24 protein-coding genes, 4 pseudogenes and 1 riboswitch are annotated in these 26,798 nt (G+C 68.8%); of the genes and pseudogenes, 10 read left to right on the forward strand and 18 right to left on the reverse strand.

Annotated elements, in window-relative coordinates; genetic code table 11:
- Positions 1 to 31: 31 nt before the first annotated feature.
- Positions 32 to 637 (forward strand): class I SAM-dependent methyltransferase, encoded by a 606-nt coding sequence (locus B840_RS06040; RefSeq protein WP_042621401.1) that lies wholly within the window; start codon positions 32 to 34, stop codon positions 635 to 637.
- Between the two features lie 6 nt (positions 638 to 643).
- Positions 644 to 1,543, forward strand: coding sequence for a TIGR01777 family oxidoreductase (locus B840_RS06045; RefSeq protein WP_042621402.1), 900 nt, complete (start codon positions 644 to 646; stop codon positions 1,541 to 1,543).
- Here the strand turns inward: B840_RS06045 and B840_RS06050 are convergent.
- The 5 genes and pseudogenes from B840_RS06050 to B840_RS06070 form a co-directional block, all read right to left on the reverse strand.
- Positions 1,544 to 3,070, reverse strand: a pseudogene (locus tag B840_RS06050) (bifunctional hydroxymethylpyrimidine kinase/phosphomethylpyrimidine kinase); the annotation flags it as partial.
- A riboswitch (TPP riboswitch) is annotated at positions 3,059 to 3,158 on the reverse strand. It overlaps the preceding pseudogene by 12 nt.
- 8 nt (positions 3,159 to 3,166) lie before the next feature.
- A complete protein-coding gene (pflA, locus tag B840_RS06055; RefSeq protein ID WP_042621404.1) occupies positions 3,167 to 4,030 on the reverse strand; it encodes a pyruvate formate-lyase-activating protein in 864 nt (287 codons plus the stop codon).
- A pseudogene (gene grcA2, locus B840_RS14045) lies at positions 4,030 to 4,584 on the reverse strand (autonomous glycyl radical cofactor GrcA2). The gene pflA and the pseudogene grcA2 overlap by 1 nt, the downstream one beginning before the upstream one ends.
- Positions 4,564 to 6,387: pseudogene (locus B840_RS06065) on the reverse strand (pyruvate formate lyase family protein); the annotation flags it as partial. The pseudogenes grcA2 and B840_RS06065, both read right to left, overlap by 21 nt.
- 243 nt (positions 6,388 to 6,630) lie before the next feature.
- Entirely contained in the window at positions 6,631 to 8,052 is a 1,422-nt protein-coding gene (locus tag B840_RS06070) for an NAD(P)/FAD-dependent oxidoreductase (RefSeq protein WP_042621407.1), read from the reverse strand.
- Between the two features lie 173 nt (positions 8,053 to 8,225).
- Between B840_RS06070 and B840_RS06075 the strand changes: the two genes are divergently transcribed.
- The gene (locus B840_RS06075) at positions 8,226 to 9,530 is read left to right on the forward strand and encodes an SAM-dependent methyltransferase (RefSeq protein ID WP_042621408.1); all 1,305 of its coding nucleotides are present in this window, start codon (positions 8,226 to 8,228) and stop codon (positions 9,528 to 9,530) included.
- Positions 9,531 to 9,653: 123 nt separating this feature from the next.
- Here B840_RS06075 and B840_RS06080 read toward each other — a convergent pair whose 3' ends face one another.
- From B840_RS06080 to B840_RS13800, 3 genes are read right to left on the reverse strand one after another with little or no spacing between them, the layout of a single operon-like run.
- Positions 9,654 to 10,058 (reverse strand): DUF1003 domain-containing protein, encoded by a 405-nt coding sequence (locus B840_RS06080; RefSeq protein WP_042621409.1) that lies wholly within the window; start codon positions 10,056 to 10,058, stop codon positions 9,654 to 9,656.
- 9 nt (positions 10,059 to 10,067) lie between these two features.
- Complete coding sequence (locus B840_RS13795; protein ID WP_229676650.1) at positions 10,068 to 11,465, reverse strand: cation-translocating P-type ATPase; 1,398 nt, start codon at positions 11,463 to 11,465, stop codon at positions 10,068 to 10,070.
- Positions 11,438 to 12,703: an HAD-IC family P-type ATPase gene (locus B840_RS13800; protein ID WP_268236896.1), complete on the reverse strand. Its 1,266-nt coding sequence runs from the start codon at positions 12,701 to 12,703 to the stop codon at positions 11,438 to 11,440. Before B840_RS13800 ends, B840_RS13795 begins: the two co-directional genes overlap by 28 nt.
- Positions 12,704 to 12,999: 296 nt before the next feature.
- Here B840_RS13800 and B840_RS06090 point away from each other — a divergent pair, with 296 nt between their 5' ends.
- From B840_RS06090 to B840_RS06115, 5 genes and pseudogenes are all read left to right on the forward strand, one after another.
- The gene (locus B840_RS06090; protein ID WP_042621410.1) at positions 13,000 to 14,229 is read left to right on the forward strand and encodes an NAD(P)/FAD-dependent oxidoreductase; all 1,230 of its coding nucleotides are present in this window, start codon (positions 13,000 to 13,002) and stop codon (positions 14,227 to 14,229) included.
- Between the two features lie 808 nt (positions 14,230 to 15,037).
- A pseudogene (locus tag B840_RS14050) lies at positions 15,038 to 15,154 on the forward strand (hypothetical protein); the annotation flags it as partial.
- A 226-nt stretch (positions 15,155 to 15,380) separates the two neighbouring features.
- Positions 15,381 to 15,917: a hypothetical protein gene (locus B840_RS13695; RefSeq protein WP_042621413.1), complete on the forward strand. Its 537-nt coding sequence runs from the start codon at positions 15,381 to 15,383 to the stop codon at positions 15,915 to 15,917.
- Entirely contained in the window at positions 15,896 to 16,285 is a 390-nt protein-coding gene (locus B840_RS06110) for an FtsX-like permease family protein (protein WP_084602827.1), read from the forward strand. Before B840_RS13695 ends, B840_RS06110 begins: the two co-directional genes overlap by 22 nt.
- A gap of 13 nt (positions 16,286 to 16,298) precedes the next feature.
- The gene (locus B840_RS06115) at positions 16,299 to 17,054 is read left to right on the forward strand and encodes an ABC transporter ATP-binding protein (protein WP_042621415.1); all 756 of its coding nucleotides are present in this window, start codon (positions 16,299 to 16,301) and stop codon (positions 17,052 to 17,054) included.
- Between the two features lie 386 nt (positions 17,055 to 17,440).
- Here the strand turns inward: B840_RS06115 and B840_RS13475 are convergent, their stop codons facing one another.
- The 3 genes from B840_RS13475 to B840_RS13075 are packed head-to-tail and all read right to left on the reverse strand — an operon-like array spanning position 17,441 to position 18,666.
- Positions 17,441 to 17,614 carry a membrane protein gene (locus tag B840_RS13475; RefSeq protein ID WP_042621416.1) on the reverse strand — a complete coding sequence of 58 codons (174 nt, stop codon included), beginning with the start codon at positions 17,612 to 17,614 and terminating at the stop codon, positions 17,441 to 17,443.
- Positions 17,614 to 18,315, reverse strand: coding sequence for a YceI family protein (locus B840_RS06125; RefSeq protein ID WP_042621417.1), 702 nt, complete (start codon positions 18,313 to 18,315; stop codon positions 17,614 to 17,616). Before B840_RS06125 ends, B840_RS13475 begins: the two co-directional genes overlap by 1 nt.
- Before the next feature lie 6 nt (positions 18,316 to 18,321).
- Positions 18,322 to 18,666, reverse strand: coding sequence for a hypothetical protein (locus tag B840_RS13075; protein ID WP_373285109.1), 345 nt, complete (start codon positions 18,664 to 18,666; stop codon positions 18,322 to 18,324).
- Between the two features lie 133 nt (positions 18,667 to 18,799).
- Between B840_RS13075 and B840_RS06130 the strand changes: the two genes are divergently transcribed.
- Positions 18,800 to 19,177 (forward strand): RNA polymerase-binding protein RbpA, encoded by a 378-nt coding sequence (locus B840_RS06130; protein WP_042621418.1) that lies wholly within the window; start codon positions 18,800 to 18,802, stop codon positions 19,175 to 19,177.
- Positions 19,178 to 19,241: 64 nt separating this feature from the next.
- On the opposite strand, the gene B840_RS06135 is transcribed toward B840_RS06130, so the two are convergent.
- The 4 genes from B840_RS06135 to B840_RS06150 are packed head-to-tail and all read right to left on the reverse strand — an operon-like array spanning position 19,242 to position 23,458.
- Positions 19,242 to 20,045 carry a polyprenol monophosphomannose synthase gene (locus B840_RS06135; RefSeq protein WP_042621419.1) on the reverse strand — a complete coding sequence of 268 codons (804 nt, stop codon included), beginning with the start codon at positions 20,043 to 20,045 and terminating at the stop codon, positions 19,242 to 19,244.
- Entirely contained in the window at positions 20,042 to 21,595 is a 1,554-nt protein-coding gene (gene lnt, locus B840_RS06140; protein WP_042621420.1) for an apolipoprotein N-acyltransferase, read from the reverse strand. Before lnt ends, B840_RS06135 begins: the two co-directional genes overlap by 4 nt.
- Positions 21,592 to 22,131 carry an FxsA family protein gene (locus B840_RS06145; RefSeq protein ID WP_042622562.1) on the reverse strand — a complete coding sequence of 180 codons (540 nt, stop codon included), beginning with the start codon at positions 22,129 to 22,131 and terminating at the stop codon, positions 21,592 to 21,594. Before B840_RS06145 ends, lnt begins: the two co-directional genes overlap by 4 nt.
- A gap of 10 nt (positions 22,132 to 22,141) precedes the next feature.
- On the reverse strand, positions 22,142 to 23,458 hold the full coding sequence (locus B840_RS06150; protein WP_229676648.1) for a lipase family protein: 1,317 nt from the start codon (positions 23,456 to 23,458) through the stop codon (positions 22,142 to 22,144).
- 29 nt (positions 23,459 to 23,487) lie between these two features.
- Between B840_RS06150 and B840_RS06155 the strand changes: the two genes are divergently transcribed.
- Positions 23,488 to 24,147, forward strand: a complete 660-nt coding sequence (locus B840_RS06155; protein WP_052491112.1) for a hypothetical protein — start codon at positions 23,488 to 23,490, stop codon at positions 24,145 to 24,147.
- On the opposite strand, the gene B840_RS06160 is transcribed toward B840_RS06155, so the two are convergent.
- From B840_RS06160 to B840_RS06170, 3 genes are read right to left on the reverse strand one after another with little or no spacing between them, the layout of a single operon-like run.
- On the reverse strand, positions 24,144 to 24,875 hold the full coding sequence (locus B840_RS06160) for an SDR family oxidoreductase (RefSeq protein WP_042621422.1): 732 nt from the start codon (positions 24,873 to 24,875) through the stop codon (positions 24,144 to 24,146). The genes B840_RS06155 and B840_RS06160 overlap by 4 nt on opposite strands.
- A gap of 5 nt (positions 24,876 to 24,880) precedes the next feature.
- Positions 24,881 to 25,669 (reverse strand): 4,5-DOPA-extradiol-dioxygenase, encoded by a 789-nt coding sequence (gene ygiD / locus B840_RS06165; protein WP_042621423.1) that lies wholly within the window; start codon positions 25,667 to 25,669, stop codon positions 24,881 to 24,883.
- Between the two features lie 4 nt (positions 25,670 to 25,673).
- Complete coding sequence (locus B840_RS06170; RefSeq protein ID WP_042622564.1) at positions 25,674 to 26,789, reverse strand: M24 family metallopeptidase; 1,116 nt, start codon at positions 26,787 to 26,789, stop codon at positions 25,674 to 25,676.
- Between the last annotated feature and the right edge of the window lie 9 nt (positions 26,790 to 26,798).

Raw genomic sequence — 26,798 nt, forward strand, 5'->3', positions numbered from 1 at the left:
TTATCCCGCCGGTGTTCCTATACTGGTCTCCATGGCTACCTGGACTGACGTGACCGCGCAGAATCCCGACCACTCGGAGAACTACGCCCGCCGCTGGCAGACGATGATCGACCGCGGCGACGACATCGACGGCGAGGCCCGGCTTGTCGACGCCCTCGTGCCCCGCAACGCCCGCATCCTCGACGCCGGCTGCGGGCAGGGCCGCGTCGGCGGTTACCTCGCGGCGCGGGGCCACGAGGTGACGGGCACGGACATCGACCCGGTGCTCATCTCCCACGCCCGCGAGCTCTACCCGGATGCGGCGTGGGCCGTGGGCGACCTGAGCGCCGACGAGATCCCCGGCGGCGGCTTCGACCTGGTGGTCTCCACCGGCAACGTCATGGGCTTCCTCGCCCTCGACGGCCGCCTGCCCGCCCTGGAGAACATCGCCCGCGCGCTCACACCTGGCGGCCGCTTCGTCGTCGGCTTCGGGGCGGGCCGCGGCTGGGGCTTCGACGACTTCATGGCAACCGCCCGGGAGGCCGGACTCGAGCCGGAGAACGTCTTCGAGTCCTGGGACCTCAAGCCCTTCACGGAGAACTCGCAGTTCCTCGTGGCGATCTTCACCAGACCCTCAACCCCCGCCCACAGAAGGTAACCCCCCATGGCCCCCACCAGAATCATCATCTCCGGCGCGTCCGGACTGATCGGCTCCGCCCTCGCCACGTCGCTGGAGGCTGACGGCGTCGAAGTCGTCAGGCTCGTGCGAAGACAGCCCCGCAACGCCGGCGAAGCGTTCTGGGAGCCAGGGAGCGGCGACCTGGATCCCGGTCTGCTCGCCGGTGCCGACGCGGTCGTCAACCTCAACGGCGCCAGCATCGGGAAACTCCCGTGGACGGGGAAATACCGCCAGGTGCTCCGCTCCTCCCGGCTGGCACCCACCCGCACGCTCGCCGACGCGATCCGCACACTGGGGAAGGACGCGCCGATGCTGGTCTCCGCCTCCGCCGTCGGCATCTACGGCGACCGCCCCGGGGAAACCCTCACGGAAACCAGCGGCCCAGGTGAAGGCTTCCTCGCCCGGCTCTGCGTCGACTGGGAGGCGGAAGCCCTCAAGGCCGGCCCCGAGGCGAAGGTGGCGCTGCTGCGCACCGCGTCCCTGCTGCACCCGGAGGCGGTGCTCAAACCTCTGATTCCCCTCACCCGGTTCGGCCTCAACGGCCCGCTGGGCACCAGCCGTCAGATCTGGCCGTGGATCTCCCTGGAGGACGAGGTTCGCGCGATCCGCCACATCATCGACCACGGCATCACCGGGCCGGTCAACCTCAGCGGCCCGACCCCGGCCAGCGCCCGCGACATCGGTCGGCACCTCGCTGAGCGTCTGCGCCGGCCCTACCTCATCCCCGCGCCGAAGTGGGCGCTGCGGATGGTCCTGGGCCGTGACGCCGCGGAGTCCCTGCTGCTTGCCGACGCCAGGGTGGAACCGGAGGTGCTCACAGGCTCCGGTTTCCAGTTCACGGAGCCGACCGCGCAGTCGGCCATCGACAGCGCGCTCGGGCACTGACTACCAGGCGCGGTCGGCCTGGGCGAAGAACTCCCGCTCGTAGACGCAGGCGTTGAGGTAGGCGGCCATCGCCTGTTCCCGCTCGGCCGGGGAGGCCGCCGCCAGGGCGCGCTCGGTGCGCGCGATGGCGCCGCGCGCGCCCTCGATGAACTCCTCCCCGGAGTAGGTCTGCAGCCATGCGTGGTAGGGGTGCTCCGGATGGTTGTCCCCGGTCAGTTCGAAGCCGATCTCCGCGTAGAGCCAGTAGCAGGGCAGCACCGAGGCGGCCCCCACGGCATAGGGCTCTACGGCGCAGGAGGCGACGAGGAAGTTGGTGTAGGCCAGGGTGACGGGGGAGGGGGCCGTGACGGTGACGCCGTTGGTTCCCAACCAGTCGCGGTGCAGCTGCGCCTCGCCCGCCAGCACCCCCATAGCGCCCTCCGACCAGCCGATCTGCCCCTCCTGGTCGGTGGCGTTGGCGGAGAGCAGCGCCAGCGCCCGGGAGTAGCGGTTGAGGTACTGCGCGTCCTGGTCCAGGTAGAAGGCGAAGTCCCGGTGACGCAGGGTGCCGTCCCGGAGCTCACGGATGAACGTCAGGTCCATGATCTCGTTCCAGACCTCGCCGGTGGCGTCCCACATCGCCTGCGTGTGCGGTCCGGCGGGAGCCAGGTGCGGGGCGGGGGCGGGCACGCTCGGCAGGGTGCCGGTGAGGTGCCGCCACGGGGTGGTGTCCGCCGCGGCCGCCAGGCGGCGGGTGCGGTGGAAGTGGTCGACCGGGCCGTGTCCGCCGCCGACGTCGAGGTCGTCGGCGTGGCGGATGGATTCGTGGAGCCAGCGGGTGGACCACTCGAGGGCCTCGGCCGCGGACTCGCCCGCTGCCATGCGGGTGGCCAGGGCCGCGGACAGGGAACAGCCGGTGCCGTGCGTGTTTGCGGTGTCGATGCGTGCGGTGGGGACGTGGTGGACGGTGCCGTCCGGGTGCACGACCGCGTTGTCGGCGGCCGAGCCCGTCAGGTGCCCGCCCTTGACGATGACGGTGGTGCCCGCGTCCGCGGCCAGTCCCGCGGCCTGGGCGATGGCCTCGTCGAGGTCGCCGGCCATGTCCGTGCCGCAGAGGACCGCCAGCTCCCGCAGGTTCGGGGTGATCACGTCGACCAGGCGGCCGAGTTCGCGGACGCCGGCCTCGGCGTCCTCGTCGAGCAGCCGGTCGCCGGAGCTGGCCACCATGACCGGATCGAGGACGACGTGCCCGGCCGGGCGGGCGGCCAGGGCGTCGCAGACGACCGCGATGGTGTCCACGTCGCCGAGCATGCCGATCTTCACTGCGTCGACGGTGACGTCGTCGAAGACGGCGGCGAGCTGTTCCCGGAGGAACTCGTGGGGCGGGGTGTGCACGGAGCGGACCCCGTGGGTGTTCTGCGCCACCAGCGCGGTGACGGCGGCCATGCCGAAGCCGCCGGCTGCGGCGATGGACTTCAGGTCCGCCTGGACACCCGCGCCTCCCGTCGGATCGGTGCCGGCAATGGACAGAACGCGTGGCTGAGTCACGACAATCCCTTCGCTAGTTCTAGCTAGAGCAGGTTCAATGGGTATGTTCTCAGCACAGCCCTGCAGCCGTGCACCCCAATGTCGTGGAAAAGACTATCAGTAAGTGGTGATCCCGCGGTCGAGGAAGACCCGGCGCGTGTCCTCGAGTGCCCCCGGCGACGGGGGCTTCGTGTCCGCCAGGTGGTAGGGGATGCCCAGCTCGCGCCACTTGTCGGCGCCCATGTTGTGGAAGGGGAGCACTTCCACCCGCTCGACGTTGGGCCAGCGCGCGACGATATCGGCCACCTGCGCCACGTTCTCGGGGTCGTCCGTCAGACCAGGCACCAGGACGAAGCGGACCCACACCGGCTTGCCCAGCCCGGCCAGACGGTCGCCGAAGTCGATCGTCGGCTGCAGGGACTGGCCGGTGACCGTGCGGTAGGTGTCCTCGTTGCCGGACTTGACGTCGAGAAGCACGAGGTCGATGTTGGCCAGGTCCCCGTCGCTGAGACGGGAGCCGAGAAAACCGGAGGTGTCTATGGCCGTGTGGATCCCCGCCTCATGGGCTGCGGCCAGCACCCGCCGGGTGAAGGCGAGCTGGAAGAGCGGTTCGCCGCCGGAGATGGTCAGGCCGCCGCCGGTCGCCCGGAAGACGCGCTGGTAGCGCTTGACGCGCTTGACCACGTCCTCCACCCGCTCCAGGGTGCCGGTGCGCATCTCCATCGTGTCCGGGTTGTGGCAGTACCGGCAGCGCAGCGGGCAACCGCTGAGGAAAAGCGTCATGCGGGTGCCGGGGCCGTCGACCGAGGTGACCATCTCCCAGGAATGGACGAGGGCGACGTCGCCGGTGAGGCGGGCGTCGAGAAGCTCGGGGCGGGTGAGGTCCCCGGCGGTGCCGCCGAGACCGGCGGCGACCCCGCGGGCCTTCTCACCCTGCGACGGGGTGAGATGAACGGCACCGGTCACACCGTCCCCGGCCACTACGCGCCCTGGTGGAAGGTGCGGGAGATGACGTCGCTCTGCTGCTCGCGGGTCAGCTTGACGAAGTTCACCGCGTAGCCGGAGACCCGCACCGTCAGGTTGGGGTAGTTCTCCGGGTTGGCCATCGCGTCCTCGAGCGTGGACTTGTCCAGGACGTTGATGTTGGCGTGGTACAGGCCGGAATCCATGTTGTTCGCGGAGCGGGAGGCCTTCATGTCTGCCATGCGCTCGTCGAAGGTCTTGTTGGACATGCTGGGGGTCTCCTAGTTGTCGTCCATGATGAAACCTGCGTCGAGGATTCCGACGAGGTTGCCGATCTGCTCGACCTTGGTGCGGCCGAGCCCGGAGGGGGTGATGGTGTTGGTCAGCGAAATGCCGTCGAGTGCGTCGTGGTAGTCGAGCTTGCCCACCGACAGCATGGACGCGACCATCCCGTGGGTGTCGGCGCCGTTGCTCGGGTTCGCACCGGGCGAGAACGGGGTGCCCGCGCGGTGGCCGTCGGGGAAATTGCCGGTGGCCTTGCCGTACACCACGTTCGAGGTGATGGTGAGCACCGACTGGGTGGGGATCGCGTCGCGGTAGAGGTGGTTCTCCCTGATCTTCGCCATGACCGTGTGAACGATGGTCGCGGCGATGTCGTCGGCGCGGTCGTCGTCGTTGCCGTAGCGGGGGAACTCGCCCTCGGTGAGGTAGTCGACGACCAGGCCGGTCTCGTCGCGGACCGGGGTGACCTGCGCGTACCGGATGGCGGACAGGGAGTCCGCGACGATCGACAACCCCGCGATGCCGCAGCCCATGGTCCGGATGATGTCCGAGTCGTGCAGTGCCATTTCGATGGCCTCGTAGGCGTACTTGTCGTGGGACCAGTGGATGATGTTGAGCGCCTCGATGTAGGTGCCGATGACCCAGTCGAGCATCAACTCGTACTTCTCCCAGACCTCGTCGAAGTCGAGCGGCCCGTCACCGGTGACGGGGGCGAACGCGCCGGGCAGGGTGACCTGCTTGCCGGTGACCTCGTCCCGGCCGCCGTTGATGGCGTAGAGCAGGGACTTCGCCGCGTTGACGCGGGCGCCGAAGAACTGCATCTGCTTGCCCACCTTCATCGGCGACACGCAGCAGGCGATGGCGGCGTCGTCGCCCCAGCGGTCGCGGATCTGCTTGTCCGACTCGTACTGGATCGAGCTGGTCTCGATGGAGATGGCGGCGCAGAACTCCTTGTAGCCGTCAGGGAGCTGATCGTCCCAGAAGACGGTGATGTTCGGCTCGGGCGCCGGCCCCAGGTTGCGCAGCGTCTGCAGCAGGCGGAAGGACGTTTTGGTCACCTGCGGGCGGCCGTCGTCCATGAACCCGGCGTCGGACCAGGTGGCCCAGTAGGGGTCGCCGGAGAAGATCTGGTCGTAGTCCTCGGTGCGCAGGAAGCGGACGATGCGCAGCTTGATCACCAGGGCGTCGATGATCTCCTGCGCGCCCTCCTCGGTCAGCGTTCCGGCGGCGAGGTCGCGCTCGAAGTAGATGTCGAGGAAGGAGGACAGCCGGCCGATCGACATGGCGGCCCCGTCCTGCGACTTGATGGCGCCGAGATAGCCGAAGTAGGTCCACTGCACGGCCTCCTGTGCGGTGGCTGCAGGCCCCGAGATGTCGATGCCGTAGGACTGCGCCATCACCTTGAGCTTCTTCAGCGCCTTGATCTGCTCGGAGTGCTCCTCGCGGTAGCGGGCCCAGTGCTCCGAGAAGCCCTGCGCGTGCACGGCGTGCTTCGCGGCCTCCTTGTCCTGGATGAGCTTGTCGACGCCGTAGAGCGCCACGCGGCGGTAGTCGCCGATGATGCGGCCGCGGCCGTAGGCGTCGGGCAGACCGGTGATGATGTGCGCGGAACGCGCGGCCCGGATGCGCGGAGTGTAGAGGTCGAACACCGCTTCGTTGTGGGTCTTGCGGTAGCGGGTGAAGATCTCCTTGACCTTCTCATTCGGCTCCTTGCCGGCCTCCCGGATCGCGGCCTCGACCATGCGCCAGCCGCCGTAGGGCATCATGGCGCGTTTGAGCGGGGTGTCGGTCTGCAGGCCGACGATGACGTCGTCGTCGTCGGAGATGTAACCGGGGTCGAAGGCGTCGATGTCCGCCGGGGTGTCCGTGTCGACGTCGTAGACGCGTCGTTCGCGTTCGACGGACAGGTACCTGTCCTCCAGGTGCCGCCAGGTGCGCAGCGTCTTCCCGGTGGGGCCGGCGAGGAAATCCGCGCCGCCGGTGAAGGGGGTGAAATTCCGCTGGATGAAATCGCGTACGTCGATGGTGTCGACCCACGGGCCTTCCAAGAAACCTTCCCATGCCCGGGTCTCGAGCGGGGTGGTGGTGTTCACGTGTCTACCTCTCAGGGTGGGATGTAAAGACGGTGCAGTATTCGGTTGACGGTGGCGCCATTGCTACCCCCACAACCCTTCGAGCGCCCCAGCCGGGCGGTGTCGAGCAATGCGTGCCACAACCACAGCCCAGTATATCCCCTCGGCGCACAGTGTCCCAGTAGGATGTAATACTATTAAGGCGAGGAAGGCCCGGACGAGACAGTTCTCGTCCGGGCCTTAACCTCGCCGCTGCGTAAGCGACTAGCGGATCTCTTTCTTGCCGGTGAACTTCGCGGTGTCGCGCAGTTCGATCGGGGTGTCGCCCTCGATCTCGGAGGTGAACTCCTGCAGCTTCATCAGCGCCGTGCGCGAATGCAGCTGCTGACGGGTGGTGGCGAGGTTGTAGCGCTTCGGCGCGACGCTGTTGAGGCCCCAGTTGATCATGGAGACCGCCCGGTTGCGGAAGCCGACGAGGAACATCACGTGCACGGCCAACCACAGCAGCCAGCCGATGAATCCGGTGACCTCGACCTTGCCCATCTTCACCACGGCGCTGAAGCGCGAGACGATGGCCATGGAGCCCTTGTCGAAGTACTCGAAGGGAGTGCGCTGGCCCGGGGTGGAGCGGCCGGCGGCCTCGTCCGCGATGTGCTCGGCGGCGTACTGGCCCGCCTGGATGGCGACCTGGGCCACGCCCGGCAGGTTGTTGTAGTTCATCATGTCACCCACGACGAAGACGTTCTTGTGCTCGCCCACCGTCAGGTCTTCGTTGACCATGACACGGCCGGCACGGTCGGTCTCGGCACCGGCCTGCTCGGCGACGAGCCTGCCCAGCGGGGAGGCGGACACTCCGGCAGACCAGATCTTGGTGAAGGTCTCGATGGTGGTTTCGGTGCCGTCGACGGTGTTCTTGTACACGACGGTCCGGTCGTCGACGTCGGTGACCATGGCGTTGAGACGCACGTCGACGCCGAGCTTCTCCAGCTGGCGCTGCGCGTTACGGCCCAGGCGCTTGCCGAAGGGCGGCAGCACCTGAGGTGCACCGTCGAGCAGGATGATCTTCGCGGCCGCCGGGGAGAAGTTGGAGTACTCGCCGGTCAGCGTGCGGTGGGAGAGCTCGGCCAGCTGGCCCGCCAGCTCCACGCCGGTCGGGCCGGCGCCGACGATGACGAAAGTGAGCAGGCGCTCGCGCTGCGCGGGGTCCTTGGCCAGCTCGGCGCGCTCGAAGGCGCCGACGACGCGGGCGCGGATCTCCAGGGCGTCGTCGATGGACTTCATGCCCGGCGCGAACTCGGCGAAGTGGTCGTTGCCGAAGTAGGACTGGGAGGCGCCGGCGGCGATGATGAGGGAGTCGTACCCGTAGGTGCGGGTGTAGGCGCCGAGGGAGGTGGTGACAATCTGGCCCTCGAGGTCGATGTCGGTGACTTCCCCCTTCACCACGTGCGCGTTGTCCTGGCCCTTGAGAACCTGGCGGATCGACGGCGCGATCTCGCCGGAGGACAGGATGCCGGTCGCTACCTGGTACAGCAACGGCTGGAAAAGGTGGTGGTTGGTCCGGTCGATGATCGTGATGTCCACGTCGGCGTTCTTCAGTTCCTGCGCGGCAAAAAGGCCGCCGAAACCGGAGCCGATGATCACCACGTGGTGGCGGCCGCCCTCAGGGCGGAAAGGGGTGTTCGTCATTGAAGATCAGTTCCTCATCTACTTTGCGGGAAGCAACGGACCCTATCGTATCGGGTTCCTGTCACCAATACGGCCGTGGGAGGACCTGAAATTTCTGGTCAACCCCGGTTCCGGGCATCGGAAAGCGGAGGTTTTCGTGTTTGCGGGCAGGGCGGGGGTTAGGATCGTCGGTTGTGAGGCATCCCCATCTGGCGGCGATCGACGCTGCGGCGTGGCCCGGCCTGGCTGACGTCCCGGCCGGACGGCTCGTCGACCTGCGCGCACGCGTCGCGGAGGCGTCGTTCGCACGCGCCTGCGCCGCCGCCGGCCTGGAACTGGACCCGGCCGGCGACCCCGATCTCGTGGTCGAGCATGACGCACTGTTCCCCCGGTTGGCCGTATCCGGCTGGCTCGGACTGGCGGAGAGTTTCATGGCGGGCGAGTGGCGCTCGGACCGTCTCGCGGATGTTCTCGAAGCGTTGATCGGCACCGGTTACCGTCCCCGCGGAGGGATCCCCGGACGGTTACCCTCCCCGGGGCGTTACGGCGGGGGCGAACTGCCCGCCGAACTGGTCCGGCTCAGCTCCGGCGACGGTTTCAGCGCCTTCGGCGGGGTCTTCGCCTCCGGGGTGCCCACGACCGTCCGGACCGCCGTGCCCAGCCACGTCCCCGGGCATTCCCGCGGCCGCGGCCTGGCCACGCACTTCGTCGACCTGACCACCTTCTCCGACCCCGAGGACGTCGACCGGGAGGATCTCGGCGACGCCCAGGCCCGGACGGTGGAGATGCTTCTCGACGCCGCCCGCGTCACCGCCGGCACCCACCTGCTGGAGTACCCGAGCACCGGCGGGGCCGTGGCGATCGGGGCGGCTCACCGCCGGGCGACCGTCGACACGCTCACCGCCGACCCCCGGCAGGCGCGCTGGGTGACGGAGCAGCTCATGCTCGCCGGCGTGGACGCCTCGGTGCACACCGAGGTCATCGACCACCCGGTTCCCGGGCCGCGCGACTGGCGTGGCAGCCACGACGCGATCGTGTCGGTGGAGAAGCTGGAGGTCCTCGATGAGCGGGACCGGGCCGGCTACATCCGGGCGCTGGACCGGTTGCTCACCATGGGCGGTTTCGTCTCGATGCAGACGGTCATCGCCACCGACGCGTTGAGCCCCGTCGCCCGCGGCGCGCTCGACGCGTTGCGCGCCTACGTCTGGCCGGGGCTGGCGTACCCCACCGCCACCGACGTGCACCGGCTGGTGGACCGCGAGTCCGGCCTGCGGGTCACCGCCCAGACCCACGTAGGAGGCCACCACCAACGCTCCCTGGCCATGCAGCGCTCCCTGTTCGAGGGGCAGACCAGGGAAGCGGCTGCCGCGGGCTTCGACATCGCCTACCGCCGCCTCTGGAGCTACCAGTTCGCGCTGCGTGAGGCACTCTTCCGCCTGCGGATGCTGGACACGGTCCAGTTCACCCTGACTCACCGCAACCGCAACGGCCGCCGATGAGCGTGGAGCCATCCCACCATGCCGGGCGCGTGCTGGTCTTTCATGACAGAATCCGCGACCGGCTCGGTGACACTTCCCTTCGTGACGGCTCCGGATAATCCCGGCTGCGGCCCGAAGCCGGCTTCATTCTTCCCGGCGGCCTTCCGCCCGCAGCTGACGGAGGAGTTCCAGCTGCTCCCGGTTGATCTCCAGCAGCAGTTCGATCTCTTCCTTCGCCGCCGTGTCAGTCTCGAAGTCGTGGCGGGCCATGGCCGCAGAGATCGCATCCTGTCGTTTCGCGGCGATGAGCAGAATCGCGCCCTGGAGACCCGCCAGCATGGACAGGAACAGGTTCAGGAGAATGAACGGGTACGGATCCCAGGGCCTGCCCGCCACTACATTCGCTGCCGTCCACGCGGCCATGGCCAGGAGGAAAGTGGCTACGAATCGCCAGCTTCCCATGGCGTTGCGGAGGACATCAGCGGCACGTTCCCCCCGGGTGAGGGACTTCTTGTGGTCCGAATGCCAGTCATTCTTTTCCTGGGACATGGCTCATGTTTACCCTTCAGGCTTCAGCGGAGGGGTGTCTCCCGAACTCCGACTGCCAGTACGGGACCTGGTGTCTCGCCCGCGATGCCGAAGGAACTTGTGGAGACCATCCACCGCCAGCAGGGTCGGAATGACCAGGAGAGCAACCAGCGCAGCCTCCAGCGGTGGTGGCGCGTGCCCGAGAACCCTGGCCACCGGGGCCAAGGAGAGAAAGAAGAGCAGGAGCACCGCTTCGACGACGACCGCCGCCACCAGCATTCTGTTGCTGAACCAGTTGATTCTCCAGGCCGGGAGGGTGGCGCTACGGCAGGCCACGGCGTTGGCCATCTGGCCCACTACCACCGTGGAGAACGCTGCACCGGAGGCCGTGGCCAGCAGCCCCGGCGAAGGTTGCGCACCCCAGGTCCATCCTGATCCCCACAGCACCAGGGTGAAGATCCCCATCGCGAACGCTGCCTGTACCGGTCCGAGCACCACAAACACCCGCGCCAGCAGCGCTCCGTCCATGAGGTGACGCTTCTCAGGCGGCTTGCGCAGAACGTTAGGGCTCGGTTTCTCTCCGCCGAGAGCGAGAGCCGGAAGCAGGTCGGTGCCGATGTCCAGCGCCAGGATCTGCAGCACCCCGAGTGCCAGGGGGAAGCTCCCGCCAGACAGAATCCAGACCACGAACGGTACGAGCTCCGACACGTTACTCGTCAGGTGGTAGGTGAGGAAGCGGCGGATGTTGGTGTAGGTAGCGCGCCCCTGTTCCACGGCGATCATGATGGTGGCGAAGTTGTCGTCGAGAAGCACCAGGTCGGCGGCCTCGCGGGCGACGTCGGTTCCCGTCATACCCATTGCCACGCCGATGTCGGCCTCGCTGAGCGCCGGGCCGTCATTGACCCCGTCGCCGGTCATCGCGAGCACATGCCCCCGACGCTGCAGGGCGCGGGCGATGGCGAGCTTCTGTTCGGGGGAGACACGACTGACCACCACGCCGTCGCGGTCGAGTAACTCGCCCAACTCGGCCTCGTCCTCCGGGAGATCATGGCCCTCAACGACCACCGGCTCACCCGGTGCGAGACCGATCTGCCGGGCTATCGCCGCTGCAGTGGCCGGATGATCCCCCGTGACCATCGCGACCTTGATCCCCGCCTGCCGCGCCTGCCGGAGGGCCTCAGGGACGTTCTGGCGGGGCGGATCCTGCATTCCCACCAGTCCTTCCAGGGTCAGCTCGCGTTCGAATTCCCCGCGGGACGCCGGTCTCCCCGGGGGGAGTGCCCGGCTAGCCACTGCCAGGACCCGCAGTCCGCGACCTGCCATACCCGCGAGCTCGGCGGCGGCCCGCGCCGCGTCCCCGGTGTTCGTGCACAGGGGCAGCACACTCTCCGGGGCGCCCTTCACCAGCAGCTCGTCCCCGACAACCACCGATTCCCGCCGCCTGGCCGGGTCGAAGGCGAAACGGGCATCGGGCTCCGGATCCGGGGGCCGTCCTTCTCCGCCAACCTATGCGCCAGGGCATCCAGCGCCGCCTCCATCGGATCCCCCTCCGCGATCCAATCCTCCGCCCCGCGCCGGATGCGGCCCCGGGATGCGGTTCTGGCGGCCCAGGCCAGCCGGCGCGCCGGGCCGGTTGCGGCGGGCGGTCCGGCGATCTCCGCGACGGGGGAGTAGCCCTCACCGTCGACGGTCACCACCCCCGTCGGTGTCCAGACCTCGACGACGTTCATGCGGTTCTGGGTGAGCGTCCCGGTCTTGTCCGTGCAGATGAAAGTGGCGGAACCCAGGGTCTCCACCGCCTGGAGGTTGCGGACCAGGGCGTTGCGGTCGGCCATCCGCTGGGCGCCCACGGCCAGGGACAGGGTGACTGTGGGCAGAAGTCCCTCGGGAATCATGGCTACGGCGACGCCGATGGCGAACAGGAGCGCGTTCTGCAGGGGCGTGCCCACCAGGATCGAGATGACGCAGAAAGCGACGCCGAATCCCAGCGCCACAGAGGAGATCGTCCGGACGACGCGGCGTAACTCCCGCTGGAGCGGCGTCGGCGGCGGGACCACGTGTGCAGTCAGGGAGGCGATCTCCGCCAGGCGGGTGTTCCTTCCGGTTGCGGTGACCAGGGCCTCAGCGGTGCCGTTGGCGAGGAATGTCCCGCCGAAACCGGTGTCGCCCGCTTCCTTGGGCAGCGGAACACTCTCGCCGGAGAGCATGGATTCGTCCGCGGTGCAGGTGTCCGTGCTCAGGAACTCCACGTCGGCCGGAAGCCGGTCGCCGGCGGTGAGCATCACGACGTCGCCGGGAACGACGTCGGCAGCCGCAACTTTCGCCGGGGCGCCGTCCCGGACGACGTTGACCTGTGTCGGCAGGAGGCCGCGGAGTTTCGCCGCCGCCTGGGTTGCCCGTTCCTCCTGCGCGAAGGCGAAGAGCCCGTTGATGACCACCACCGCGCTGACGGCGACGGCCAGTTCGGGGATGCGCGCGATCAGGGCGAGGACTCCCGCGCCCCACAGGAGCAGGGCGAAGAAGCTGGTGAACTGGCTGAGGAAACGCCGCCAGACCGGCACCCGCCGAACCGCCGGAAGTTCGTTGGCCCCGGCTTCGGCTAACCGTCTCTCCGCCTCGGCCGTCGTCAGCCCCGGGTGGCCGACAGGGCCCGCAGTGGTGTCCACTGGTTCACGTCGGCGGGGGAGAGGGGGAGAGGAACGGTGCCGAGCGGGGAGCTTTCTTCATTGCGCTTCCTTGTGCCGGACGATTCGGGCGGTGCAGGGGACAAGGATCATTTTTCCACGGCCCGGCCCCCGCGTCGGGGGTCGTGACCCGATCGTTTTCTTGCCCGCCGGGCCGCACAAGGTGAAGGTTTTCCCCGCTCAGAAGCCCCCTGAGACCCGGCGCGACGGTCCCGCGGAAGGAGTAGTGTGGGCCGTAACACACTCCAATCCGATCTTCCGAGGACGGTGCAGGTACCATGTCGAACCCGATCGAAGTGAAATCGACCCTCAAACCCGCTTATGACCATGTCATCGTCGGCGGCGGCGTGGCCGCGGACAAGGCGGCCCGCGCGATCCGGGAGGAGGCGCCCGAAGCCTCCGTCCTCATCATCTCTGACGTCGGCGACGGCCCGCTCTACCGGCCCGGGTTGTCCAAGGACCTGTGGCTCAAGGCGGGCACGACCCTGGAGGACATTGACCTGGGCACCACGCAGACGGGTGCGGAGCTGCTCCTGGGCACCACGGTGACCGCCCTTGATCCCGCGTCGCACACCGTCACCACCTCGGACGACCAGCAGATCAGATACGGCCGCCTGCTGCTGGCCACCGGGGCCTCGGCCCGCCGCATCGACACACCCGACGACGACCGCATCGTCTACTACCGCAACGCCGACGACTACCGGCACCTGCGCTCCCTCGTCTCGGAGGGCACCCGGGTCGCCATCGTGGGCGGGGGCTACATCGCCTCCGAGATCGCCGCCGGACTCTCGGCGGTGGGAGCCGATGTCAGCGTCCATTTCCCGAACAACCGGCTGTTGGAGCAGATGTTCCCGGACTCGATCACCGGCCACCTGACGGAAGTCTACGAATCGAAGGGGGTCTCGTTGAACAGCGGTTTCCGGCTCTCCTCGATCCGGGCGGGCAGAAAACTCACCCTCGAGCCGGAGACCGGTGAGGCTGTGGAGGCCGATGTCGTGGTCCTGGGGCTCGGTGCCATCCCCAACGTCCGGTTGGCGGAGGAGGCCGGCCTGGAGATGGAGCAGGGCGGAGTCCTGGTCGACGAGACACTGCAGACCAGCGCCCCGGACGTCTACGCCGCCGGCGACATCGCCACCTTCGAGGACCCGCTGCTGGGCCGCAGGCGCGTCGAACACATGGCCAACGCGGAACGCTCCGGCGACGCCGCTGGCCGCACCATGGCGGGCAACCGCACCGGGTACCGCTACACCCCGTTGTTCTGGTCGGACCTCTTCGACGACGGCTACGAGGCCCTGGGGGAGACGCGCACCAGCCACCGGGTAGAGGAGGTGTGGAACGACGCCCACGACGCCGCGGTCCTGTACTACTTGGACGGAGACCGGGTCCGGGGAGTCCTGATGTGGAACACCTGGGGTGCCGTGTCGAAAGCCCGTGAGGTGATGGAGGCCTCGAAGGAGGGGCAGCTGCCGTTGTCCGAGCTGGCCGACCGGATCACGCCGGGCGGTTAGGCGGGCCGGATCCACCCCCCGGTTGACAGGTGCAGCCCGGCGGGATTCAATGCGGGTAGACACTCCGGCCTCGGGACGTCGTCATCCACAGCAGTGGAGAGTAGGAACCTTGTTCCGCCGCATGCTCGTCAAGGACGTCCGCCGTAATCTCACCGTCTCTCTCACGCTGATCGTCCTGATGATGCTGTCGGTGGTTCTGGCCACCGCCAGCGCCGGGCTCCTCGCGCGGCTGGCAGGATCCAGCGACCTGTTGCTTGAGCGTGCCGACGCACCGCACGTCGTGCAGATGCACGCCGGCCCGCTGGAACCCGAGGACATCGCTCGGTGGGCGGCCGCGCGCCCCGAGGTCACCGCCCACGGGACCCACCTGCTGCTGGACGCAGACAACCAGCCGGTGACCGACGTCGAGCCGGGCACCGTGTGGCTGCCCGTCTACTACGAGATCGAGGAAGACCTGCAGCCGGGGGCGCTGGACCTCGTCGCCGGCCCCGACGGGTTCCGCCACGATCTGACCGTCGCGGGTTTCGTCCGGGACTCGATCATGAACACCGCGATCGCCGGCTCCAAGCGACTGGCGGTGCAGCCGGGGGCGCTGGACCTCGTCGCCGCGCACACCGGCACGCCGGAGCACCTCATCTCCTTCTGGCTGGAGGATCCGGACACGCAGATCGCCGGATTCCGGAAGGCCTACCAGGACGACCGCCTGCCCAGCGCCGGCCACATGGTCGACCGCGCCACCTTCACCATGTTCAACATGATCAGCGAGGGCATCGTCGCCGGAGTGGTCGTCCTCGCCGCCTTGTTGCTGATGCTGGTCGGGCTGCTGTGTCTCCGGTTGTCCTTCCTCACGGCGGTCCAGCAGGACCGCCGTGAGATCGGAGTGCTCGCGGCCATCGGGGTCGCCCCGCGCGGGATCAGCCGGATCTACCTGGCCAAATACGCAGCGTTCGGGGCGGTGGCCTGTTCCCTGGGGCTGCTGGGGGGGGGGCCTGGCACTGGCCCCTGCGCTGTCCACGGGACTCAACCGCTACCTGGGCACCGGCGGCGGAGCGGCGTTATGGCTCGCCCCGGCGTTCACTGCGGTCGGTGTCTATGCGCTGATTCTGGTTTCCATCCGCCTCCTGCTGCGCAGGCTCAACCGGATCAGCCCGGTGGCGGCCCTGCGCGCCACCGAGCCGGGCGGGAAAGCCTGGGCCCGCGGTCTCAAGCTGCACAGGATGGCGACGCCGACCAACGTCTCGCTGGGGCTGATCGACCTGAGCCGCCGGTGGACGATGTTCGTGCTGCTCTTCTTCGTCTTCGTCGTCAGCGTCTTCATCGTGGTGGTGCCCAGCAGCGCCGCCCTGACCGTCCGGTCCCCGCAGTTTCTCACCTACATGGGTGTCGGTCCGGCCGATGTCCGCATGGATCTGCAGTACGCGGACGACTCCTCCGCCGAGCTTTTCGACGCCGCCGTCGACACCCTCGCGGCCACGCCCGACGTCGCCGAGTTCACGGCCTTGACCACGACCCGCCATGAGGTGGGCGGGACGGACGGCACCAGCGTCAACCTCTACGTCGAAAGCGGCGACCACGACATCCTGCCGGTCAGCTACGCCGACGGGCGGGCGCCGTCCGGCGAGGGGGAGATAGCGCTCTCCCTGCTCGCGCTTCGGCGCTGGCTGCGATGCTGCTGGCTGTCCTCATGACCATGATGTTCACCCGCATGCTGCTGGCCTCGGACCGCGGCCAGGTGGCGATCCAACGGGCGATCGGGGCCACGGACCGCGACGTGCGCGCGCAGTATCTCACGCGCATTCTCACCGTCCTCGTCCTGGCCGTGCCGGTGGGGCTGCTGGGAGCGGCGACCGTGGGGGAGAGGCTGTTCAACCTCATCTTCGAGGTCATGTTCGGCGGCACCGCCAACCTGCTCCAGGGCACCAGCCAGATCGATCTGCTCATCGGGCCTGCCCTGGCCGCCGTCGCAGCCGCCCTCATCCTGGCGGTGGGCGCCGCTACGACGGTGGCCACCCGCGAGGTCGGCAACGCCGGAATCAGCACCCTGAACGTCGAGTAAGAGGACCGGAAAAATGAAGGAAACACCAGCTCAGAACGCAATTCTGGAGGCGCGGGGCGTCGAGAAGCATTTCGGCGGCACCACCGTCCTGCACGGTGTGGACCTGACGGTCCGCCGCGGCGAGTTCCTCAGCATCATGGGGCCTTCGGGCTGCGGTAAATCGACGCTGTTGTACGCGGTCAGCGGGATGGATCGCCCGGACGCCGGTACCGTGAGCCTGGACGGGGAGGCGCTGGCGGACCTCAACGCCGCAGAGCTGGCGAATCTGCGCCTGACCCGCATGGGCTTTGTCTTCCAGCAGGTCCATCTGCTGAAAAACCTCACCCTGCTCGATAACGTGGTGCTCCCGGGATACCTGGCCAAGCTGGCCCCGCGTGCGGTGCTCAACGAACGCGCGGGCACGCTCATGGCGCGGACCGGAGTGAGGGAGCTCGGCGACCGGGACATCTCGCAGGCTTCCGGCGGCCAGCTGCAACGGGTGGCCATCTGCCGGGCGCTGATCAACGATCCGGCGATCGTCTTCGGCGACGAACCGACCGGCGCGCTGGATTCGACCGCGGCGCAGGAGATCATGGGGATTCTGGAGGAGCTCAATGCCGACGGCATGACCATGCTGCTGGTCACGCATGATCCGCAGGTGGCGTCCCACGGTGACCGGGTGGTCTACATGATCGACGGGCGGATCGCCGCCGAACTCGAACTTGACCGTGAGGAGCATCTCGGGGAGCGGCAGGCGGCGGTCGACACGTGGTTGGCGACGCTGCGCTGAGCGCGCGGGAGGAGTGCCGGCCCCACACGAAATGACATAATGTACATTATCGGACAATAAGCAATGCCGGGCAGACCGGCCCGAATCGCTGCTCGCCCCCTTTAGCCCCTTAGTCCTGACGCCTCTGCGCGTTCACGGTCCTGCCCCCGCCCGTCCTGACGTTCCCGCGCCGACGGATTGCTTCCGTCAGAAGTTCCGTGCCGAGCGGCCCGCCGCGGCGCGCCCGCTCATCCCCGGCGCACCGGCGCGGGTGCTGACCCGGCTCCCGACGGCACCCGTGCCACATGCGGCCCCGGGAACGCGCTAAGGCCCGTTGGCGGCCACTTCTACACCACCCCCGGGCCCCGCCCCATTACGTCACTGTGACGTAACTAGGGCTGAGTGCCTTACTCCGCGTCCCGCTGACGGTATGCGTACCAGAGCTGTCCCGCAGAGGCCAGAACCATGACGCCGGCGATGACGCCGACGAACCAGTGCCCCTGCCAGGCGACGAATATTCCGAACCCGAGGATGACGATGAGGCGCAGCCAGATCATCGGGATCATGCGTGCGGGAGTCATCAGTTCTTCTCCAGGGCAATGCGGATGTTCAGCTCGCCCACGTCGTCGATTTTGGCGGCGACGAAATCGGGCGACTCCACGCCGTACTCATTCCGGTTGATGAGGACGTCACCGGAGACGACGAGAAGCTCTCCGTCGCGGAGCACGTCGAACTCGTGGCTCAACGGGCGGGTCTCCCCGCGGATCTCCAGTTCCCCGTCCAGCGTCAGCTTCGCGGGGGTTCCGTCACCCGGGATCTCGGAGACGTCGACGGGCTCGGTGACGCGGAAGGTGGCTGTCGGGAACTCGTTGGTGTTGAGGATCTTGGTGCGGACGTTGATGTCGCGCCGCTCGTTGTCGGTGGATACCTCGTTCATGTCGACGGTGATCTCGCCGGCCTGCAGGGTGCCGGCCTCGATCGTCACGTAGCCCTCGACGTCCTGGGTCGACCCGGAGGTCTCCCGGCGGTCGGACGGCAGGATCTCGAAGAAGGTGAAGCCGACGGACGTGGTGTTCTCGTCCCGGGTCTGCGTGACGCGCCACTGACCGTTGATGTCGGTCGACGCCGGCTGCGCGCCCTCCGCGGACAGCCCCTCCGTGCGCACGCCCGGCCCCATTGCCATGGCGATGAGCACCGGCACGACAGCCACCAGGGCGAGTACAACGATGAGTACGACGAAGATCGCGATGACGATCTTGCTGGCGGATTTCTGCTGGGCCATCCTGTGTTACCTCAACTTTTCAATCGTCCGTGCGAGCGCAACCAATTCGGTGCACAGGTCGCGCAATTCGTCCGGGTCAGCGCCCTCCGCGGATGCGGTGGCGACGTCCTCGGCCGCGCACCGCAGTTCGAAGAGCGAATCCCGCAGTGCTTCGACGCGGTCCGGATGAATGATAACCGCTTCCGCCGGGATACTGGTACCTGCGACATTGTGGCGCTGTTCATAGGCCCGCTGTTTACAGGATCTGCTGCAGTACTTCCTCGGTCGGCCGCGGCCGGTGCTGTTCAGCTCCTTGCCGCACCACGCGCAGGAAACCGCAGGTTTGGTTGGGGATATCGTCACGTGACACACAATAACCGATCGTTGCCGTGCGCAGGGAACAAAAGGCGCGGCGGGTCCGTTATACTGGTACGTCTACAAGTGAACCGGGCGGGATCTTTCGCCCCGGTTCCCCCGGGAATGCAACGAAAAGGATGATGCCGCAATGGCAGATCGCGTACTCCGCGGCAGCCGCATGGGTGCCGTCAGCTATGAAACTGACCGCGACCACGACCTTGCCCCGCGCCAGATGGTGAAGTACCGCACAGACAGCGGCGAGATCTACGAGGTCCCGTTCGCCGACGACGCGGAGATCCCCGAAGAGTGGATGTGCAAGAACGGCCAGCTGGGAACCCTCATGGAGGGCGAAGGCGTCGAGTCCAAGCCCGTCAAGCCCCCGCGCACGCACTGGGACATGCTGCTTGAGCGTCGTTCCATCGAAGAGCTCGACGTCCTCCTCGAGGAGCGCGTCGAGCTGCTGCGCAAGCGTCGTCGTTCCGCGGCCCGCCTGCTCAAGGAGCAGCAGTCCAAGGAAGGCGAGTAGTCCTCCCCAGGACTCCCCCGCACCTGCTCCCCTCCCGTCCTCCTGGGAGGGGAGTTTTGCCGTGTCAGCGCCGGCGGCTGCGCTGCCAGTGCTTGAATTCGTAGCCGAGCATGCCCTTGGTTACCTTGGCGATCTCGGCGGCCTGGCCGGCCCGGTGCCTGACGCCCCAGCGGGTGACCTCGACGAGGGAGTCCTTGACGAAGCTGCCGTCGAGCTTCGATTCGCCGATCTCGCGCTCGGTGAAGGTGATGGGCACCTCGCGGACGTCGAAACCGCCGACGACTGCCCGCCAGGCGAGGTCGACCTGGAAGATGTAACCGGCGTTCGACAGCTCGTCCAGGTCCATCGCCTCGAGCACCTCGCGGCGGTAGGCGCGGTAGCCGGCGGTCATGTCGGACAGGCCACCGCCCAGCATGAACGAGATATAGGCGTTGCCGCCCTTGGACAGGATCCAGCGCTTCTTCGGCCAGTTGACGACCTTGCCACCCGGGACGTAGCGGGAACCGATGACCAGGTCCGCGCCGGAGTCGATCTCGGACAGCAGGAGGTGGAGCTGCTCCGGGGCGTGGGAGCCGTCGGCGTCCATCTCGCACAGGACGGTGTATTCGCGCTCCAGGCCCCACTGGAAACCCGCCACGTACGCGCCGCACAGGCCGCCCTTGCTCTCGCGGTGGAGGACGTTGATGCGCGCGTCCTCCGCAGCCAGCTCGTCGGCCTTGTCCCCGGTGCCGTCAGGGCTGTTGTCGTCGACGACGAGGATGTCGACCTCCGGGGTCGCGGCGCGGACACGTCCCACGATGAGCGGGAGGTTCTCCAGCTCGTTGTAGGTGGGGATGATCACCAGGGTCGCGTCACTGGGGTTGGTCACGAAGGTCTCCTATGGGGTGTTGACGGTCGAGGCTTGCCTGTGGCACGAAGCGGCTTCCGGCGGGCGGTCACCAGGGCGGCGGCCAAGAGCATGCCTCCCAGGATTATAAGTCCCAGCTGAACGATATGGCCGTACCGGGCCGCGAAGGTGAGCGAATCCCGCAGCGGCAGCGTCTCCACGAGGGTCCCGGGCTCGAAGATCCCCGTCTCCTGGCTGACGGAGCCGTCGGGGTGGACGATGGCGGAGACACCGGAGGTGGCGGCCACGACCAGGGCCCGGTCGACCTCGATGGCGCGCATCCGGCTCATGGCCAGCTGCTGGTAGGTCATGTCGGTGAAACCGAAGGTGGCGTTGTTGGTGGGCGTGCTCAGCAGCTGGGCACCGTCGAGGACCGCCTGGCGGTAGGCCGGGTCGAAGGCGACCTCGTAGCAGGTGGCCACGCCGAGGACGATGTCGTCCATCCGCACGGTGAACTCGGGCGGGCCGGGCTTGAAGTCCCCGGCCTGGTCGACGTACGGGGAGAACATGCGGAAGAAGTCGCGCATGGGCATGTACTCGCCGAAGGGCTGGAGGAAATGCTTGTGGTGGTGGTCTCCCCTGCCGGTCTCGGGGTCCATCACCACCATGGTGTTGCGGTCGCCGACCTCGTCGCGGGTGATGGTGCCCACGAGCACCGGCGTATCGACGGCCGCGACCGCCTGAGCGACCAGCTGCCCGGCCCGTTCGTCGGCGAAGGGATTGACGTCGGAGGAGTTCTCGGGCCAGATGACCAGGTCGAGTTCCTCCCCGCTCTCCCCCACCTGGGCGGCCAGTTGCTCGGTGACGTTGACGTGGTTGGTCAGCACCGCCCGGCGTTGGGCGTTGAAGTCCAGCCCCATGCGGGGCACGTTGCCCTGCACTGCGGCGACGGTGACCTGGCCGACGGTGGCTTCCTCGCGGTCGACCACGGTCAGGCCGGTGAGCAGGCCGGCCGCCGACGGAAGGATCACCGCCGCCACCGCCGTCACCCGTACCCGGCGGTCGCGCGTGAGCAGGCCCGCCAGCCCGGCGCCGACCACCACGGCGGCCAGGGTCACGAGGGCGGGGCCGCCCCAGACGGCGAGGTCGGCCAGGGGTCCGTTGACCTGGCCCCAGGTCAGCCGGACCCAGGCGAAGCCGCCGAAGGGGAAGGAACTGCGGGCCCATTCGACGAGCACGTAGACGAAGGGGAAAGCGAGGAATCCGTAGCGCCACCGGGCGACAGCCACCCCGCCGAGGCCGGCGGCCAGCGCGTAGAGGGCGCAGAAGACGGAGAGCGCGACGTAGGGCAGGTTGCCCACGAACTCGCCGATCCACGGCAGCATGAACAGGTACACCACCAGGGCGTGGACGAAGCCGATGAGGGCGCCCGCGCGCAGAGAGGGGCCCGGCCGGCCCTTCCAGGGCATGACCGAGACGTAGAGCCCCGCCATGCCCAGGACCCCCGCGATCCACCAGCCCAACGGTTCGTTGGAGGTGAAGGCGAGGAAACCGGAGGCTGCGGCGAGGAGGAGACGCAGCAGGAGAATCACTCCCTGTCCCCCGGCTTTCCGCCGAAGTCCTCGGGGCGGATGTCGCGGGTCCATTCCTCGATCTCTGATTCGTCGATGACCTCGCCGGCGGGCTCGCCGGAACGCGGGGCCTCCGGGTCGACGAAGCTGCCGTAGCTGGTGGCGGAGCGGCCGGCGTTGGTGGCCTCGAAGCTGCGGACGCCGAAGTTCTCGATGGAACCGATCAGCTTCGCGGCGAGCATCCTGCGCGCGAGGGAACGGGTCGGCGGGAAGATGAGCAACAGGCCCACCACGGAGGAGGCGATGCCGGGGGTGCCGGCCAGGATGGCGCCGGCGGTGAGCAGGCCGTAGTCGCCTGCCAGGCGCCCGGCGCTGATCCGCTGGGCGGCGGCGAGCCGGCCGACGCGCTGCATCTCCACTCCGGCGCTGACCAGCCCGAGGGCCATGAGGACGAACAGCAGGAGCAGGGCCCAGCCGACGCCGAGCCAGGAGGCCACAGCCCAGAAGGTGAGGGCCTCGATGAGGAGGACGGGAACGATTGCGAAGATCAACGGCACGTCTGCCACACTACCTGCGCAGTTGATCGATCAACCACCCGACGTTGCCGGGCAGGCGCCGGTAATAGGGGCCGAAATGATTCGCCCCGGTCCGGCCCGGCAGCCGGGGCGTGCGGTCCTCGAGCCACGTGAGTTCGGCGCCCTGCCCGCGCCACGCGTCCCGCAGTTCGCGGACCTGCCGGGCGGGGACGACGTCATCGTGCCGGGAGCCCCACAGCAGCACCGGCACGGACGGCGCCGCAGTGCCGAGCTCGCGGCGGTCGAATTCGGCGGCGACGTGCGGGAGGTCGTCGAGAAGCTCGCCGAGGGGCACACCGGAGCGGGTCCAGCGGGATGTGCCGCGCCACCCGGAGGTGAAGACCGAGCTGACCGCGCAGGTGGTGGTATCGGCGAGGACGTGGTCCATGCCCTCCCGGGAGAGGCTGGCGAGGATCTCCGCGCGGATCTCCGGGGAGATGACCAGCAGGCCCGCGACCGCGTAGGAGAGCACGCCCGTGACCAGGGAGCCGTCGAGATGGGTGAGCACCTCGTTGAGCCGGGAGGGCGGGGCTCCCACCACCGCGGCGCGGGTCCGCACGTCGGGAGCGTAGTCGGCCCGTTCCAGTGCCATGCCCACCGCCGCCCCGCCCTGCGAGAAGCCCCACATCCCCACCGGCGTGTCCTCCGGCAGTCCGAGGGGGCGGGCGGCGCGGACGGCGTCGAGAAGCGCGCGGCCGCCGGAGGGGTGGTCGCAGTAGAGCTGCCAACCGAAGTCGGGGTCCCGCGGGTAGTCGGTGAGGACGACGTGTGCGCCGGCGGCCAGCAGCATGGTCAGGGCCGGCAACTCGTAGGAGGCGACGATGTCAAGGGGCCCGTCGAGGCTGACGCTCATCCCCACCGAGCAGCTGTAGGAGGGGTCGCAGTGCTTCGCCACGCCCTGGGTCGAGGGCGCGAAAGCGACGACCGGCCGCGGGCCGCCGCGCCAGGGCCGGCGCGAGCGGAGGAAGGCGCCGGTGGCGGTGATGGTGCGGCCGCGGGCGTCGGTGGTGACGTACTCGATGCGCCAGGCCGTCGCGGGGTTGGCGGAACCGGAGGTCCCCAGCAGACGCATGGGCGCGGAGGCCAGGAGAGTCCCCGGTTTCTCACCGATCACCCAGGTGGCGTGGTCGAAGCTGGGTTCCGTGTCCCATTCGGTGAACGACGGCCGCCGCGGGGAGCCGTCGCGGCCGGTCAACCGACGGACTGCTCCCCTGCCGACCTCGTGCGCCAGCGGTAGCCAGGCGCGCGCTGCGGCCTCGCCCACGCCGGACCGGTGGATCCGGGGGTCGTCGGCACGGTTGGTGAACACGCACCCCACTGTAACTAGACTGCTCAGTCGTGACCGAACTTCTCCCCGCATTCCTCGACATCGCCGTGCCCGCGGGCGTGATCGCCCCCGGCGGGTGGGAGCCGCTCGCCGCGCTCGCCGACGAACACGCGGCCTCCCGCCTGCACCTCACCGACGCCGGTCGGCTGCGCCTCTACTCCGGGGGCCCGCTTCTCGACGCCGCCCGATCCGCCGGCATCCCCGTCGACCCGGGTGAGCTGGCCGCGCCTGTGGGCGAGATCGGGTGGCTCGCGCAGGAGGACGGGCTGGTGCACCTGGGCGCCGGGCTGCCGCTGGGTGTCCTGACCTCCCGGATGGCGCGGATGCTCGACGTGATCGAGGCGCCCGTGACCCTGTGCCGCGACCGGGTGCTGCGGATCGAGGGGCTGAGCGAATCCGTAGCCGAACAGGTCGTCCGCGTGCTGGCGCCGCAGGGGCTGATCTTCGACGTGAATTCGCCGCTGCGGACCGTCTCCGCGTGCGTGGGCGCCGCCCAGTGCTCCCTGGCGCTCTCCGACGTCCGGGGCGACGCGCTCCAGGCGGCGGCTTCCGGCGCCCTCGTGTCGGAACGCACCCACTTCGTCGGCTGCGCTCACCGGTGCGGTGCCCCGGCGCGCCCGCACACCGAGTACCTGGCCACCGGGGACGGCGAGTACGAGGTGGCGGGCTAGCGGGGCATGCGGCGCCAGACGGGGCGGGGGACGAGCTTCATCACCCAGGCCAGCAGGCGCAGCCGCCGGGGGATCCACAGGGTGGCGCTCCCCTTCCCGGTGCGGATCTCCGCGGCGACGGCATCCGCGACCTGCGCCGGAGTCACGGACATGGGGGCGGGCTTCATCCCCTGCGTCATGGAGCCGATGACGAACCCGGGGCGGGCGGTGATCAGGCGCAGCGGTGTGCCGTGCAGGCGGTCGGCCAGTCCCTGGCAGAAAGCGTCCAGCCCGGCCTTGGTGGAGCCGTAGACGTAGTTGGCCCGGCGCGCCCGCCAGCCGGCGATGGAGGAGAAGGCGACGATCTCCCCGTGCGGCATGGTGTCGGCCAGGACGGTGAGCATGCTCACCTGGCTGGTGTAGTCGATGGTGGCGATCTCGGCGGCGTGGGCCTCGTCCTTCTCGGCGCGGGCCTGGTCGCCGAGGATGCCGAAGGCGAGGACCGCGGTGGACACTCCCCCGGCCAGTTCCTGCGCCCGCTCGACCAGCTCCCGGTGCGAGGCAAGGTCGGCCGCCTCGAAGGCGAGGGTGTGGACGGCGGTGGCGCCGGCGGCCCGGAGGCGGGCGGCGACGTCGGCAAGAGAGTCCGCGCGGCGGGCGGCGAGCACGACGGGGCGCCCGGAACACAGCCGTGCGGCGAGCTCTCCGCCGATGTCCGAGTGTCCGCCGAGGAGCAGGAGTGCGTTCATGCCCTCTAGGATGCCACCCGGTATCCCGTCATGGAGAGCGAGCCCATGGTGCGCTGCTCGTTGAACACGTCGACCTGGCTACCGCCGATTGCGGTGGTGACGCCGGCGATGTAGGCCAGGGGCAGGAAGTGGTCCGGTGTGGGGACCGAGCGGGTGTAGCCCTCGTGGTCGCGCAGTGCCTCGAGGCGGTCCGGGTCGCCGAGCATGATGTCGCGGGCGGCCTCGTCGAAGGAGTCGGCCCAGCCGAAGCCGGTGTCGCCGGCGTGCCACTGCACCAGGGAGAGGTTGTGGACGACGTTGCCGGAGCCGACGATGAGGACGTTGTGATCGGTGGCGAGCTTCGCCAGCCGGGAACCGAGGGCGACGTGCTCGTGCAGGGGCTTGGAGGCGTCGATGGACAGCTGCACGACGGGGATCTTGGCTTCCGGGAACATGTGCTTGAGCACGGACCAGGTGCCGTGGTCGAGGCCCCAGTCATGGTCGTTCTGCACGAGCGTGGGCTTGGCGATGTCTCGCACCAGCTCGGCGACCTCGGGGTCGCCCGGGGCGTTGTACTGGACGGCGTTGAGCTCCGGGGGGAAGCCCCAGAAGTCGTGGATGGTGCGCGGGTTGGTCATCGCGGTGACTCCGGTGCCCTTGGTGTACCAGTGGGCGGAGACGGCGAGGATCGCCCGGGGGGCGGCCTGACTGACCTCCTGGCCTAACTTCGACCAGGTGCGCGTGTAGTCGTTGTCCTCGATGGCGTTCATGGGGGTGCCGTGTCCGACGAACAGGGCGCGGGTGGTGCCGCTCATGGGGTTACCTCAGATCTCGTTGGTGACGTGTCAGCAATTCTACACCGTTGTCCGTCACCACGGCAATATCCTCCAGCCTCATTCCCCAGTGGCCGGGCAGATAGATCCCCGGTTCGATGGAGAAGCACATCCCCGGTTCCAGGACCAGGCCGTTGCCGGCCATGATGTAGGGCTCCTCGTGCGTGGACAGCCCGATGCCGTGGCCGGTGCGGTGGATGAAGTACTCCCCGTACCCGGCCTGCGTGATCACGTCACGGGCGGCGCGGTCCACCGATTCAGCTGTCACACCCGGGCGGGCCTGCGCCACAGCGGCCGCATGCGCCCGGTGGAGAACCCCGTAGGCGGCCACCGCGTCCGGGGCCGCATGTTCCAGACCACCGACGACATAGGTGCGGGTCGAGTCCGAGTGGTAGCCGGGACCCCGGGTGCCGCCGAGGTCCACCACCACGATGTCCCCGGTCCCCAGCACCCGGCCGGAGTGGCTGTGGTGCGGGTTCGCCCCGTTGGGGCCGGAGCCGACTATGACGAAGTCCACCTGGTCGTGCTCCTTGAGGATCAGCGCGTGCAGGTCCGCGGCCACCTGCGCCTCCGTGCGCCCGGCGCGCAACAGCCCGGGCACCCGCTCATGCACCCGGTCGATCGCGGCGGCCGCCAGGTGGAGCTGCTCCACTTCCGCGAGGTCCTTGCGCATGAACAACTCCTTGAGCGTGGTCGCCGCCGCCACCGTCTCCCGCCCTACCAGCTTCCGCTGCAGGTCGAGCACGTGCAGGGTGGTCAGAGAGGAGCCCAAGGCCACCGCGCCGGTCTCCCCCAGTGCGGCCACGGCCAGCGCGTGCGGGTCCTGCCCGTCGGTCCACCCGCGGACCTGAACGTCGAGCTCGGGGACGGCGGAGTGCGCGACATCGCCGACATCAGTCACCGGCACGAGGAGCACCGGCCTGCCGTCCGCGGGGACCACGACCGCGGTGAATCGTTCGTGTGAACTCAGCCAGGAACCGGTCAGGTACGCCAGTTCGGGGCCCGTCCCGATGATCAGCCCCGCCAGCCCCCGGACCCGGCACAGGCGGGCGGCTTCCTCGAGGCGGCGGGCGTAGACGGTGGAGTCGAAGAGTTCAGCCATGCCGACCAT

The organism is Corynebacterium marinum DSM 44953, assembly GCF_000835165.1.
GTDB classification, from domain to species: Bacteria; Actinomycetota; Actinomycetes; order Mycobacteriales; family Mycobacteriaceae; genus Corynebacterium; species Corynebacterium marinum.

Bases quoted from the DNA above. Each gene is read 5' to 3' on its own strand.
- B840_RS06040 (WP_042621401.1), top strand. From the start codon at position 32: ATGGCTACCTGGACTGACGTGACCGCGCAGAATCCCGACCACTCGGAG.
- B840_RS06045 (WP_042621402.1), top strand. From the start codon at position 644: ATGGCCCCCACCAGAATCATCATCTCCGGCGCGTCCGGACTGATCGGC.
- B840_RS06070 (WP_042621407.1), bottom strand. From the start codon at position 8,052: ATGACGAACACCCCTTTCCGCCCTGAGGGCGGCCGCCACCACGTGGTG.
- B840_RS06080 (WP_042621409.1), bottom strand. From the start codon at position 10,058: ATGTCCCAGGAAAAGAATGACTGGCATTCGGACCACAAGAAGTCCCTC.
- B840_RS06090 (WP_042621410.1), top strand. From the start codon at position 13,000: ATGTCGAACCCGATCGAAGTGAAATCGACCCTCAAACCCGCTTATGAC.
- B840_RS06110 (WP_084602827.1), top strand. From the start codon at position 15,896: ATGCTGCTGGCTGTCCTCATGACCATGATGTTCACCCGCATGCTGCTG.
- B840_RS06115 (WP_042621415.1), top strand. From the start codon at position 16,299: ATGAAGGAAACACCAGCTCAGAACGCAATTCTGGAGGCGCGGGGCGTC.
- B840_RS13475 (WP_042621416.1), bottom strand. From the start codon at position 17,614: ATGACTCCCGCACGCATGATCCCGATGATCTGGCTGCGCCTCATCGTC.
- B840_RS06125 (WP_042621417.1), bottom strand. From the start codon at position 18,315: ATGGCCCAGCAGAAATCCGCCAGCAAGATCGTCATCGCGATCTTCGTC.
- B840_RS06130 (WP_042621418.1), top strand. From the start codon at position 18,800: ATGGCAGATCGCGTACTCCGCGGCAGCCGCATGGGTGCCGTCAGCTAT.
- B840_RS06160 (WP_042621422.1), bottom strand. From the start codon at position 24,875: ATGAACGCACTCCTGCTCCTCGGCGGACACTCGGACATCGGCGGAGAG.
- ygiD (WP_042621423.1), bottom strand. From the start codon at position 25,669: ATGAGCGGCACCACCCGCGCCCTGTTCGTCGGACACGGCACCCCCATG.
- B840_RS06170 (WP_042622564.1), bottom strand. From the start codon at position 26,789: ATGGCTGAACTCTTCGACTCCACCGTCTACGCCCGCCGCCTCGAGGAA.